Origin of the sequence: uncultured Thiodictyon sp. (assembly GCA_903837595.1) — a bacterium.
Taxonomy (GTDB): Bacteria; Pseudomonadota; Gammaproteobacteria; order Chromatiales; family Chromatiaceae; genus Thiodictyon.
Window position 1 is genome coordinate 1 of sequence record CAILVI010000149.1, and the last position, 12,368, is coordinate 12,368.

Genomic DNA, 12,368 nt, shown 5'->3' on the forward strand with positions numbered 1-12,368 from the left:
GCATCGTCTCCTCGTGGGCGGCCTCGTAACCGGCAAACTCGTTCATGGTGGCGTCTGGCGTCCAAATAACCGGCACTCATGGTCGCAGGAAGACCGCGGTTTTTCAACTGAATAGCCGCCGCTATGCATAGATCGCCTGAGCTAACATGAGTAACTTGTTAATGAACCGTTCCTTAGTTTCCTATATGGGGCCGGATCGTCGTCCAGTCCGCCGCGTGCGCGGCAAGGTTAGTCAGGCTATTGGCGCACGTACGGCACCTCACAGGCCTCGCAGCCCCAGATCAGCTTGTGCATGTAGCACCCGACGCAAAACCCCAGTACCGCCTCGAGCCACGTCAGCACAAAACAGATGGCAACCACTGCCGCCATCGCCTCCGGCGAGGCCCCGGCCAGGCGCATGCCCAGACAGGTTGCCGCCAGGGCGGCACCCAACAACCAGGCAAAGCGCTTGGGCGCGGTGGGCTTCCATACCGGCCGCATGTCCATCGTGAGTGCTGTACCAGCGAGTCCCGTCGGGCTCAAAGGCGTCAGGCCGGTGAACGCCGCTACGAGCATATCGAACAGGACCAGCGGACCGACATAGATCACCGGATCGGTCTCGGGATGGGTGAGCAGCAACGCGATGGTGACCGCGGAAATTAGGTTCAACAACCCCGCGCGGGCACGCGTCGCGGTCTCGTTGATCCGCGGGGACGAATAGTCACGCGTGAGTTGCCCCATCGCCCACCAGGGGCGGGTGAGGAACGAATGCTCAAGCGGGGACTGGGGGTTGGAACTCATGAGAAATCTCCAGATCACGGAAGGGGCCTTGATCGTAACTCCCGCCGACGGCCTCGGGGCGCACAGCGCCCAACACATGCGTGACACCGCCGCAGCGGTGTCACGAGAGGCTGGGTAGCCGGAGTTATGATCGACGCCCAGAAGGGCCTGACGGTCGAGATCAAGCGGCGTGCGCTAAGCACTGAAGCCGCGGATTATAAATGAACGCTCCCGACGCGGGCGCGGTATTGGGTTCTGGCGCATCAGCCACGCCTGCCCACTAATGCGCCTGGTCCCAATCCGCCCCGCTGCCGATGTCCACCACCAGCGGGACGGCCAGCTGCGCCGCGCACTGCATGTCGGCCCGGATGCGCGCGGTGGCGCTGTCCAGCGCCTCCTCGGCGACCTCGAAGACCAACTCGTCGTGGACCTGCATAATCATCCGCACGGGTGGGCGCTCGTCCTCGATCCAGCGGTCCACGGTGATCATGGCTCGCTTGATGATGTCCGCCGCCGTGCCCTGCATGGGTGCATTGATGGCGGTGCGCTCGGCGGCGGCGCGGCGCGCCTGGTTGCTGTGGCCGATGTCGGTCAGATACAGACGCCGGCCGAACAGGGTCTCCACACACCGATCCTCCCGCGCCTGGACCCGGATGCGGTCCATGAAGGCACGCACCCCGGGGTAGCGGCTGAAATAGAGGTCAACGTATTGCTGGGCGGCGCTGCGCTCGATGCCCAGTTGGCGGGCCAGGCCGAAGGCCGACATGCCGTAGATCAGCCCGAAGTTGATGGCCTTGGCGGAGCGGCGTTGCTCGGTGGTGACGGCCTGCGGGGCCAGCCCCCAGACCTCCGCCGCGGTGGCCCGGTGGACGTCCTGGCCGCTCGCAAAGGCCGCCAGCAGGCGCTCGTCACCGGAGAGGTGGGCCATGATGCGCAGCTCAATCTGCGAATAGTCGGCGGCCAGGATGCGGTGCCCGGGGGCCGCGACGAATGCCTGGCGGATGCGCCGGCCATCCTCGGTGCGGATGGGGATGTTCTGCAGGTTGGGATCGCTGGAGGAGAGCCGGCCGGTCGCGGCCACCGCCTGGTGATAGGATGTGTGGACCCGCCCGGTGACCGGGTTGATCATCTGGCGGAGCTTGTCGGTGTAAGTGGAGCGCAGCTTGGACAGTCCCCGATGCTCCAGGATCAGACTCGGCAGGGCATGACCCTGTTCGGCGAGTTGCTCCAGGACCTCCTCCGAGGTCGAGGGGGCGCCGGTCGGGGTTTTGGCCACCACCGGCAGGCCCAGCTCGGTGAAAAAGATCTCACCGATCTGCTTGGGCGAGCCCATGTTGAAGCGATGCCCGGCGCTGGCATAGGCGCGCTCCTCCAGGTCCAGGATGCGGCGCGCCAGCTCCTGACTCTGCGCCGCCAGCAGGTGCGGGTCGATCCGCACCCCGGTGCGCTCCATGCGCGAGAGCACCGGTATCAGCGGCACCTCGATCGCCTGGTAGAGTTCCGCCAGCCGGCCGGTCGCCTGAAGGCGCGGCCAGAGGGTCTGGTGCAGGCGCAGCGTGATATCGGCGTCCTCGGCCGCGTAGGGCCCGGCATTCTCCAGCGGCACCTGATCGAAGGTGATCTGCTTGGCGCCCTTGCCGGCGACATCCTCGAAATGGACGGTGTCATAGTGCAGATACTTCTTGGCCAGCGAGTCCATGTCGTGGCGGGTGGCGGTGCTGTCGAGCACATAGCTCTCCAGCATGGTGTCGTGGGCGATGCCCCGCAGGGTCACGCCGTGGCGGGCGAGCACGCTCATGTCGAACTTGAGGTTCTGGCCGACCTTGAGTCGCTGGGGGTCCTCGAGCGACGGTTTCAGCCGCGCCAAAACATGCTCACGGGAGAGCTGGTCGGGCGCGCCGGGGTAGCAGTGGGCGACCGGCACATAGGCGACGCGGCCCGCCTCGACCGCGAAGGACACCCCGACCAGGTCCGCGCTCATGTAGTCGAGCCCGGTGGTCTCGGTGTCGAAGGCAAAGAGGTCGGCCGCCTCCAGACGCACCACCCAGTCCTCGAAGGCCGCCGCGGTCAGCACTAGGTCGTAGTCGGCCGCCGGCGGGGCGGCCGCGGCCCCCGCAGTGTCGGGCGCGGCGGCCGCCGGCTCCAGGGTGGCGAGCAGACGCCGCGCCTCCAGGCGCTCGTACCAGTGGCGCAAGGTGGCGGTATCGGGTGCGGATGGCTTGAGATCCGTCGGGCTGAGATCCAGTGCCACATCCCGCTTGATGCTGGTCAACGCCCGGGCCAGCGGGAGCTGGTCGAGGGCCGCGCGCAGATTCTCCCCGACCTTGCCGGTGATCCGCGCGGCGTTGGCGACGACCCCGTCCAGGTCGCCGTAATCCTGGAGCCACTTGGCGGCGGTCTTGGGACCGCACTTGGCGACCCCGGGGACGTTGTCCACCGCATCTCCCATGAGGCTCAGGTAGTCGATGATGCGCTCCGGCGGGACGCCGAATTTGGCGATCACGCCGTCGCGATCGAGCAAGGTATCGGTCATGGTATTGACCAGGGTCACATGGTCATCGACCAGTTGGGCCAGGTCCTTGTCCGCGGTCGAGACCAGGGTGCGCAGACCCTGCGCGGCAGCGCGTGTGGCCAGGGTACCAATCACGTCGTCCGCCTCCACCTCCGGGATGACCAGCAGTGGTAGGCCCATGGCGCGGATCACCGCCTGCAGGGGTGCAATCTGCGCGCGCAGTTCCTCCGGCATGGGCGGGCGATTGGCCTTGTAGGCGGGGTAGAGTGCATCGCGGAACGTCGGGCCAGAGGCGTCGAAGACCACCCCGATATACTCGGGGCGATGCTGCTCGATTAACTTGCGCAGCATGGCGAGCACCCCCACCAGGGCGCCGGTTGGCTCGCCCGCGGCATTGCTCAGCTTGGGGAGTGCGTGCCAGGCGCGGAACAGATAGCCTGAAGCGTCGACGAGAATCAGGGGATACTTGGCAGCCATGGGCGGTCTCTGAGGCGTTGAGGGGTGTAACGGTACCACGGTGCAACCGCTGCGGCCTTGGTCGGCCAACGCTTGATCCCCGGCTGCAGGGGAGCCAACTCCCGGCACAGGATCGGCAGCGGCGCCCGCGCCCTCAGGGTCAATAGGCGGATCATGCGCCCGGCGGTCACGGTCCCCTCTTGGGGTTGGCTGTTCTCACGAGGGTATGACCGGAGACGGACACAATGTCCACCGCAAAAAAATGCCGCCGGGGTGGGCGCTGGGCGCGCCGAAACGGGCGGCCAGGACCGCGATTACCGGCTAACACGAGAAACAGGTGACACTCTCACCGAGAGTGGCGCTCAAGAATTGTTACAATTGCTTAATTCCCGATCAAAGACTGACCCCCAGATGCGAGCGTCATTCCTGTTACTGATTCTGGTGACCGTGATGGCGCTTTCGGCCGCCATCGCCGCCCCCCCAACCGACACCGCCCAGGGTGCCGCCGGCACTGCTGTGTCCGGGGATGCGTTGTTGTCGGATGAGCCGTCGCTCAGGATCACCGGTGCCACCGTGGAGCCGGACACGCAGCGCCTGATTATTACCGGTCAGAAATTCGGCAATCACCGTCTGCCCACGGTGAAGCTGGATGCGGTCGTCCTGGGCCTCACGAGTGCCAGTGACGATCGGCTGGTCAGCGACCCGCTGCCGTCGGACCTGACCAGCATCGGTCGCCATACCCTGCGGGTGGCCGACGGAAATGACCGCACCCGCTTCGCGATCTACCAATTGGTCATCGACGCGCCGCCCGGCCCCGGCCCCGGCGCCGGGCCGGCCCCGGGCGCCAGCGTGCCTCCGGCTGGCCTGAAAACCAATCAGATCAGTGTTATAGACCGCAACGGCGACGTGGGTTGGGGGACCTCCATCGCGCTGGGTGCCAACGGCAACCCCCTCATTCTCTATCTCGATTACACCAATCGAGATCTGAAACTCGCGCGCTGCCGGGACGGCGCTTGCACCGGTGCCGACCTCGTGGCGCTCGACGCCGATGGCGACGTGGGATGGTTCAGCGCGCTGGTCGTCGGGACCGACGGCCTGCCGCGGATGAGCTATTTCGACAAGACTCAAAAGGTTCTGAAATTCGGTCGGTGTGCGGACCCCGAGTGCCGGGACTTCACGACCCGGGTGATCGATACCGCGGGCGCGCTCGGGCAGTACACCTCAATCATGCTGGGGCGCGACGGCTTGCCCGTCATCAGTTACCACGACAAGACCCACGGCAGTCTCAAAGTTGCCCATTGCCAGGACCCGGACTGCGCGACGTTGGAACGTGCGACGGTAGACAATCTCGGCAATGTTGGTTGGTACAACAGCATCGCGTTGGGCGCCGATGGTCATCCGGTCATCAGCTATTTTGACGCAGCCCGGCGCGACCTCAAATTCGCCCAGTGCGCCAATCCGTACTGTTCGTCCGCCCGGGTGACGACCGTGGATATTGGCGGCGTGGGTCTGGGCACGGCGATCGTGGTTGGCGCCGACGGTTTGCCGGTTATTGCTTACTGGGATTTTTTCAACGACAACCTCAAACTCGCCCGCTGCACCAGTGCCGACTGCGCCCGGGCGTCGCTCTCGGTCATCGACAGCAAGGGCGCGGTCGGCACCAGTGCGGCCATGATCTTGGGGGCCGACGGTCATCCGATCATCAGCTATCGCGACCACACCAACAGGGCGCTGAAGATCGCCCATTGCGTCGACCCCGCCTGCGCCGACGTGCGCATCAGCGTACCGGATAACCAGGGCTCCGTGGGTTCGCACAGCAGCATCGCGATTGGTGCGGACGGACTGCCTATCGTCAGTTATTACGATGAAACCAATGGGGATTTAAAGGTCCTGCATTGCGGTGACGCCTCCTGCAGTGCCGCGGCGCACTAGCTATCCCAGGGCCTTGCCCTGGGCTGATATGTCGCGCCCCTTCGGGGCTGGCCGGCAAGACCAGGCGGAACGCCCGACGAGTGCCCCGTGAGCGGTGTCGCCTCGCGATCTTGAGCCGGCACGGACCCGGGCGGCGCCGGATCGGCTACACTGGCGCCCCCTGTTTCCGGTCGCGCGAGGCGTCACTCCATGCACTGTTGGGCCCGCTATCTTTTCGTCGTCGTGGTGGTCGCGCTCGGCACCCTGAGCATGCTCGGGGCCTGCGGGCAGAAGGGCCCTTTGGTCCTGCCTGAAAACGCGCAACAACGCCCCCCAGCGAAGGCGACGGCCACGCCCGCGGAGGCGCCCAAACCCTCGACTGAGCCCCCGGTTCAGTCCTCGGCGGCGCCCAGGCCCGCGAACCAGGTCCAAACCCCGGCCGGCAATCTGCTGGCATGGCCGGCGGGGGGCAACTAGATGGACCATTTCAACTACCGTGGTGACGCGCTCTACGCCGAAGACGTGCCGCTCACCACCATCGCGGAACGTTTCGGGACGCCCTGTTACGTCTACTCCCGGGCCACCCTGGAGCGGCACTGGCGCGCCTTCGACCGCGCCTTCGCGGGACACCCGCACCTGATCTGCTTCGCGGTCAAGGCCAACGCCAACCTGGGGTTGCTCAACTGCCTGGCGCGGTTGGGCTCAGGGTTCGACATCGTCTCGGTGGGCGAACTGGAGCGGGTGCTGGCGGCGGGGGGCGAGCCGTCGCGGGTGATCTTCTCCGGGGTCGGCAAGCGTGAGGACGAGATGCGCCGGGCGCTAGAGGTCGGCATCCGTTGCTTCAACGTGGAGTCCGAACCCGAACTGGAACGGCTCGACCGGGTGGCCGGTGAGTTGGGCATGGTCGCGCCCATCGCGCTGCGGGTCAACCCGGACGTGGACGCCCGCACCCACCCCTACATCGCCACCGGCTTGAAAGAGAACAAGTTCGGGATCGACATCCGCACGGCCGAGGCGGTCTACCACCGGGCGGCGCAGATGGCGCACCTGCGCATCACCGGGATCGACTGCCACATCGGTTCCCAGCTCACCGACCTGGCGCCCTTCCTGGCCGCCCTGGACCGCGTGCTGGCCCTCGTTGACCGACTCGCCGCCGCCGGCATCCCTATCGATCATCTGGACTTGGGCGGCGGGCTCGGCATCCGCTATACCGGCGAGCACCCGCCCGATCCGGCCGCCTATGCCACCGCCCTGTCCCATCGACTGGGTCGCCGCGGGCAGGAGATCGTCCTGGAGCCCGGGCGCGCCATCGTCGGCAATGCCGGTATCCTACTCACCCGCGTGGAATATCTGAAGCCCACCGAGTACCGGCGCTTCGCCGTGGTGGACGCGGCGATGAACGACCTGCTGCGCCCTGCGCTTTACCAGGCGGTCCAGGATATCGTGCCGGTGTGCCGCGACAGCGACGCCACCCCCGCCCGCTATGACCTGGTGGGGCCGGTGTGCGAGACCGGCGACTTCCTGGGCAAGGACCGCCTGCTCGCCCTGACACCGGGCGACCTGCTGGCGGTACGCGGCAGCGGGGCCTACGGGTTCAGCATGAGCTCCAACTATAACAGCCGTCCGCGCGCCGCCGAGGTCATGGTGGACGGTGGTGAGACCCATCTGGTGCGCCGCCGCGAGACCATCGCCGACCTCATGGCGGGGGAGTCGCTGTTGCCATGAAGCGCCGTCCCGAACCGGAATTGATGGATGGGGCCGAACAGGCCCTGGCCTATGCCCAGGCCGACTTCTCCGAGTCCAACAGCCTGTTCATGAAGCTGCTCGCCGAACTGGGGCCGGGGCCACTGCGCGGCGCCCGCGCACTCGACCTGGGCTGCGGGCCGGCGGACATCGTCCGCCGCTTCCTGCGCGCCTACCCGGAGGCCACCTGTGACGCGCTCGACGGCTCCGCCGCCATGCTCGAACACGCCCGCGCGACCCTGGACCCGCTGCCGGGGGTGGCCGCGCGCTGCCGGCTGCTGTGTGAGTGCCTGCCGACCCCAACACTGCCGGCGGACCACTATGACCTGATCCTCTCCAACAGCCTGCTCCACCACCTGCCGGACCCGCAGGTGCTGTGGCAGACGGTGCGGCAGACCGCCCGCCCCGGCGCGCTGGTGCTGGTGATGGACCTGATGCGCCCGGCCTCGGCCGGTTGGGCCGAGGCCCTGGTGGTGACCTACGCGGACGACGCCCCCGAGGTGCTGCGCACTGATTTTCGCAACTCGCTGTTCGCCGCCTTCGAGCCCCAGGAGGTCGTTGCCCAGCTGGCGGAGGCGGGGCTCGCCGGCCTGGAGGTCGCGGTGGTGAGCGACCGGCACCTGGCGGTTTGCGGACGGCTATGACACTGCGATTTACCAAAATGCACGGCCTGGGCAATGATTTTGTGGTCATCGATGCGGTGCGCCAGGTGGTCGCCCTGGACGCGGCAGCGATCCGCCGGCTGGCGGATCGCCGCCTGGGGGTCGGCTGCGACCAGGTGCTGCTGGTTGAGCCGCCGCGCCTGCCGGGTACGGACTTCCACTACCGCATCTTCAACGCGGATGGCTCAGAGGTGGAGCAGTGCGGCAACGGTGCCCGCTGCTTCGCCCGTTTCGTGCGTGACCAGGGGCTCACCGACCGCACCGAGATCCCCGTGGGGACCGCGTCCGGGGCCATCCGCCTCTTCGTGGAGCCGGACGGGCAGGTGCGGGTCGACATGGGCGTCCCGATCCTCGCGCCCGCGCGCATCCCCTTCCTGGCGCAGAGCGAGGCCCCGACCTACGACCTGGAGGTGGACGGCGAGCACCCGGCCATCGGCGCCGTCTCCATGGGCAACCCTCACGCAGTGCTGTTGGTGGACGACACCGACACGGCGCCGGTCGCGCGGCTCGGTCCACTGATCGAGTCCCATCCCCGCTTTCCGCAGCGGGTCAACGTCGGCTTCATGCAGGTACTGGCACCCGATCACATCCGGCTGCGCGTCTACGAGCGCGGTGCCGGTGAGACCCTGGCTTGCGGCACCGGGGCCTGCGCGGCGGTGGTGAGCGGACGCGTGCGCGGACTGCTGGCCCCCCGGGTGCAGGTCAGCCTGCCCGGCGGGGTTCTTATGATAGAGTGGCCCGCGCCCGGCCAGCCGGTCGTGATGACCGGCCCGGCACAACGGGTCTTCGCGGGAGAGATTGAATAATGAGTAAAACAGGGGCTAAGGGCGACGCCACGGCGGCGGACGCCGCGGCGGGAACCGCATCGGTTGAGGACCCGGCGACGGGGCTGGAGGCGACGGTTGCAGCCTATCTGCGCGCCCATCCGGATTTCTTCGACCAGCACGCAGACGTCCTCGGCCAACTGCACCTGGTGCACAGCAGCGGTGCGGCGGTCTCACTGATCCAGCGTCAGGTCAGTGTACTGCGCACGCAACTGGAGACCGAGCGGGGTCGCCTGTCCCAGCTGATCGCCCGCGCCCGCGACTACGAATCCTTCTCCGCCCGCCTGCATGCACTGGTGTTGCAGGTGATCGCCGCGCCGACCCTGGAGCAGGTGCGCGCCGTGCTTGAGGAGGCCTTGATGCGCGAGTTCAGCGCGCAGGCGGTGACCCTCAAACTCTTCGCCCCGGACTCAGTCGGCGACGACTCCGACCCGGTCACCGTCGCCTTCCGGGATTTCCTGGAGCGCAAGCACGCACTCTGCGGTCCGCTGGACGAGGCGAAGAACGGTATCCTGTTCGGCGACGTGCCAACGGACTCCCCGGATGCTCAGGTCCAATGTGCCGTCCTGGTGCCGATCCACGCCAACGGGTACTGCGGTGTACTCGCCATCGGTGCCGCTGACCCGGAGCGCTTCCGGCCGGACATGCGCACCGACCTGCTGGACCGGCTGGGTGAGATCGTGAGCCAAAAGCTGCTGATGCTGCCCCCTGAAGCGGCAGCGGCAGCGGCGCCGGCGCAACCCGCGACAGCGGCGCCGCAAGTCGAACCGGAGCCGTCGCCGCCGCCCAAGCGCAAGCGCGCCAAGCGCGCGGTCCCGGAATAAGCGCCGGTCGCCGCGTCCCGTTCTCGTGACACCGCTCAAGCGGTGTCACACCTGTGTCTGGCGCTCAGCGCTCTGTGTGCGCTGAGCGCCGATTGCCGGAATTGCGATCATGGCCGACAGCCCCATCGAGCCCTTCCTCGCCCACCTCGCCCATGAGCGGCGGCTGGCGGACCTGACCCTGGACGCCTACCGCGCGGACCTGGAGCGGATTGCCACCTGGCTCACCGAGGCCGGGGGCGAATCGGACGCCATCGCCCGCCTGGACCAGCAGCAAGTGCGTCGCTATATCGCCTGGCGGCATCGCACCGGGGTCTGCGGCCGCACCCTGCAGCGGGAGCTCTCCAGCCTGCGCAGCCTCTATCGCTGGCTGCTGCGCGAGGGGCTCGCACTCAATAACCCCACGGTGGGCATACGCGCCCCCAAGACGCCCCGCAAACTGCCCGCCACCCTCGACGCCGATCAGCTGTGCAACCTGCTCGACCGCCCGGTCGATGACCTGCTGGCGATCCGCGACACGGCCATGATCGAACTCTTCTATTCCTCCGGGTTGCGGTTGGCGGAGCTCGTCAGCGTCAATCTGGGCGATATCGACATGGCGGATGCCATGCTCAGCGTCACCGGCAAGGGGGCCAAGACCAGGCGCGTGCCGGTCGGCACCCAGGCGCGGGAGGCGGTCAATCGCTGGATGCGGGTGCGCGCCAATCTGGCCGCGGCGGACGAGCCGGCGCTCTTCGTCAGCAGCCGGGGCGGGCGCATCCATCCCCGCACGGTCCGCACCCGGGTCGCCCAGTGGGCGCAGGAACAGGGCGCCACCCGCAATGTGCACCCCCACATGCTGCGCCATTCATTCGCCAGCCACCTGCTGGAGTCCTCCGGCGATCTGCGCGCCGTTCAGGACCTGCTCGGCCACGCCGACATCGGTACCACCCAGATCTACACCCATCTGGACTTCCAGCACCTGGCTCAGGTCTATGATCAGGCGCATCCAAGGGCGAAGCGCAAGCGGTAGTCCGAAATGTGACTGAGGTGTGAGGTTGGGGGTCGGCCAAGCAATTTGAGCCGAATAGCGACTACAATCGGCTCATGTGGATTTGGCAACAACCCGACTGGCCGACCTTCGGCTTTGACGCGAGCCGCCTCGCGGCGGCCGTCGCCGAGTATCGCCGGCGGGCCGCACAGCTTGCCGGCGGGGTGGCCGGATTGGCTGCCGATGACCGCCAAGAGGCCCTGGTGGACCTGCTGGTCTCAGAGGCCATCAAGACTAGCGCCATCGAAGGCGAGCAACTGGATCGCGTCTCCGTGCGCTCATCGATCAAGGCCCACATCGGGCTTGCCCCCAAGGAGACCGCTTCCCGCGACCCGCGGGCAGACGGCATCGCCGCCCTCATGGTATCGGTGCGCGAGCACGTCACGCGCCCGCTGGGCAGTACACTGCTCGGGACCTGGCAGACCATGGTGATCCCGGACCGACCATCGCATCGAATCGAACGTGGCACCTATCGCCACGGTGACGCGCCGATGCTGATCGTCTCCGGGTACATCGGCAAGCAGCATCTTCACTACGAGGCACCACCGTCATCGCGGGTCCCACAGGAGATGGCCCGGTTCCTGGACTGGTACAACGCGACCGCTCCCTCAGGCAACCAAGCCCCGCTCCCCGGACCCGTGCGGGCCGGGATTGCGCATCTTTGGTTCGAGTCGATCCACCCGTTCGACGACGGCAACGGCAGGGTCGGACGGGCCATCGCCGATCACGCCATTGCCCAAGACCTGGGCTATCCGCCACTGTCCTGCCTTGCCACCTGCATTGAGGCCGACAAGAAGACCTACTATGCCCTCTTCGAGCGCACCCAGCGTGCTGCCCTACAGGTCGATGACTGGCTTGGCTGGTTCGTCGGGACGGTGCTCAAGTCCCAGGACATCGCCCGTGCTCAGGTCGATTTGGTGGTCGAGAAGACACGCTGGTTCGACCGTTTCCGGGAGCAGCTCAACGAGCGCCAGTTCAAGGCTGCGGCCCGGATGTTCGCGGCGGGTCCGGCCGGATTCGAGGGTGGCATGACCGCCGGCAAGTATATGGGCATCACTGGCTGCTCGAAGGCGACGGCGACGCGCGATCTGGTGGCACTGGTGCAGATGGGGGCATTGACTGGCCTGCCCGGGGGTGGGCGTAGTACGCGCTATGCGCTGGCACAGGCCTCGTCATGACGCTACGCGATCCTGGTTAAGGCCCGGGAGTAACTGGATGCGGCCCCCAACACGCTGGTTGTCTTGCCTAAGCATCAAACATGATGGGAATGAGGTACTACCGTGAGTCTATCGACGGCGAGCATTGAAACGCTGCGGCATGTGGTGTTGGTTCCGCCCAGAAATGAAAGGAAATATTTCTTGAGTGCTGGCAAGGTACTGTGCAGTCTATCGCTGAGGGCGAGAACTTAGGACAGGATATGCCGTTCCTGTACTTTTGCTCGAAATATCGGGAGGGTTTTGAAACGCTCCGTAACGAAGTCCACATCGCGCTAAGAAGAGGGAGACTGACGGCGGCTTCAGAATTATTGGCTGAGGCCGTTATTGGGATGGCTGTGGCATATCGTCAAATCGAAACCGCGGACGCAGTTAGGAACGGTTCATTAACAAGTTACTCATGTTAGCTCAGGGGATTTATGTATAGCAGCTGCTA

10 protein-coding genes are annotated in these 12,368 nt (G+C 66.6%); 8 read left to right on the plus strand and 2 right to left on the minus strand.

Going from position 1 to position 12,368, the window contains the following annotated elements:
* Positions 1 to 237: 237 nt before the first annotated feature.
* Both QZY44_RS08085 and polA read right to left on the minus strand, forming a co-directional pair.
* The gene (locus QZY44_RS08085; RefSeq protein WP_295444768.1) at positions 238 to 780 is read right to left on the minus strand and encodes a DUF4395 domain-containing protein; all 543 of its coding nucleotides are present in this window, start codon (positions 778 to 780) and stop codon (positions 238 to 240) included.
* Positions 781 to 1,039: 259 nt separating this feature from the next.
* Positions 1,040 to 3,748 carry a DNA polymerase I gene (polA, locus tag QZY44_RS08090; protein WP_295444771.1) on the minus strand — a complete coding sequence of 903 codons (2,709 nt, stop codon included), beginning with the start codon at positions 3,746 to 3,748 and terminating at the stop codon, positions 1,040 to 1,042.
* 390 nt (positions 3,749 to 4,138) lie between these two features.
* Between polA and QZY44_RS08095 the strand changes: the two genes are divergently transcribed.
* The 8 genes from QZY44_RS08095 to QZY44_RS08130 all read left to right on the plus strand — a co-directional run bounded on the left by QZY44_RS08095 (position 4,139) and on the right by QZY44_RS08130 (position 11,896).
* Positions 4,139 to 5,659: a hypothetical protein gene (locus tag QZY44_RS08095; RefSeq protein WP_295444774.1), complete on the plus strand. Its 1,521-nt coding sequence runs from the start codon at positions 4,139 to 4,141 to the stop codon at positions 5,657 to 5,659.
* A 189-nt stretch (positions 5,660 to 5,848) separates the two neighbouring features.
* Positions 5,849 to 6,115 carry a lipoprotein gene (locus QZY44_RS08100; RefSeq protein WP_295444779.1) on the plus strand — a complete coding sequence of 89 codons (267 nt, stop codon included), beginning with the start codon at positions 5,849 to 5,851 and terminating at the stop codon, positions 6,113 to 6,115.
* Complete coding sequence (gene lysA / locus QZY44_RS08105) at positions 6,116 to 7,363, plus strand: diaminopimelate decarboxylase (RefSeq protein WP_295444782.1); 1,248 nt, start codon at positions 6,116 to 6,118, stop codon at positions 7,361 to 7,363.
* Complete coding sequence (locus tag QZY44_RS08110; RefSeq protein ID WP_295444785.1) at positions 7,360 to 8,025, plus strand: class I SAM-dependent methyltransferase; 666 nt, start codon at positions 7,360 to 7,362, stop codon at positions 8,023 to 8,025. Before lysA ends, QZY44_RS08110 begins: the two co-directional genes overlap by 4 nt.
* A complete protein-coding gene (gene dapF, locus QZY44_RS08115; protein WP_295444788.1) occupies positions 8,022 to 8,849 on the plus strand; it encodes a diaminopimelate epimerase in 828 nt (275 codons plus the stop codon). The genes QZY44_RS08110 and dapF overlap by 4 nt, the downstream gene beginning before the upstream one ends.
* Entirely contained in the window at positions 8,849 to 9,691 is an 843-nt protein-coding gene (locus QZY44_RS08120; protein WP_295444791.1) for a DUF484 family protein, read from the plus strand. The genes dapF and QZY44_RS08120 overlap by 1 nt, the downstream gene beginning before the upstream one ends.
* 109 nt (positions 9,692 to 9,800) lie before the next feature.
* Positions 9,801 to 10,700, plus strand: a complete 900-nt coding sequence (xerC, locus tag QZY44_RS08125; protein WP_295444794.1) for a tyrosine recombinase XerC — start codon at positions 9,801 to 9,803, stop codon at positions 10,698 to 10,700.
* 74 nt (positions 10,701 to 10,774) lie between these two features.
* The gene (locus QZY44_RS08130; RefSeq protein ID WP_295444797.1) at positions 10,775 to 11,896 is read left to right on the plus strand and encodes a Fic family protein; all 1,122 of its coding nucleotides are present in this window, start codon (positions 10,775 to 10,777) and stop codon (positions 11,894 to 11,896) included.
* The last annotated feature ends 472 nt before the right edge of the window (positions 11,897 to 12,368 follow it).

Coding starts and splice junctions, on each gene's coding strand:
- QZY44_RS08085 (WP_295444768.1), bottom strand. CDS start 780: ATGAGTTCCAACCCCCAGTCCCCGCTTGAGCATTCGTTCCTCACCCGC.
- polA (WP_295444771.1), bottom strand. CDS start 3,748: ATGGCTGCCAAGTATCCCCTGATTCTCGTCGACGCTTCAGGCTATCTG.
- QZY44_RS08095 (WP_295444774.1), top strand. CDS start 4,139: ATGCGAGCGTCATTCCTGTTACTGATTCTGGTGACCGTGATGGCGCTT.
- QZY44_RS08100 (WP_295444779.1), top strand. CDS start 5,849: ATGCACTGTTGGGCCCGCTATCTTTTCGTCGTCGTGGTGGTCGCGCTC.
- lysA (WP_295444782.1), top strand. CDS start 6,116: ATGGACCATTTCAACTACCGTGGTGACGCGCTCTACGCCGAAGACGTG.
- QZY44_RS08110 (WP_295444785.1), top strand. CDS start 7,360: ATGAAGCGCCGTCCCGAACCGGAATTGATGGATGGGGCCGAACAGGCC.
- dapF (WP_295444788.1), top strand. CDS start 8,022: ATGACACTGCGATTTACCAAAATGCACGGCCTGGGCAATGATTTTGTG.
- QZY44_RS08120 (WP_295444791.1), top strand. CDS start 8,849: ATGAGTAAAACAGGGGCTAAGGGCGACGCCACGGCGGCGGACGCCGCG.
- xerC (WP_295444794.1), top strand. CDS start 9,801: ATGGCCGACAGCCCCATCGAGCCCTTCCTCGCCCACCTCGCCCATGAG.
- QZY44_RS08130 (WP_295444797.1), top strand. CDS start 10,775: ATGTGGATTTGGCAACAACCCGACTGGCCGACCTTCGGCTTTGACGCG.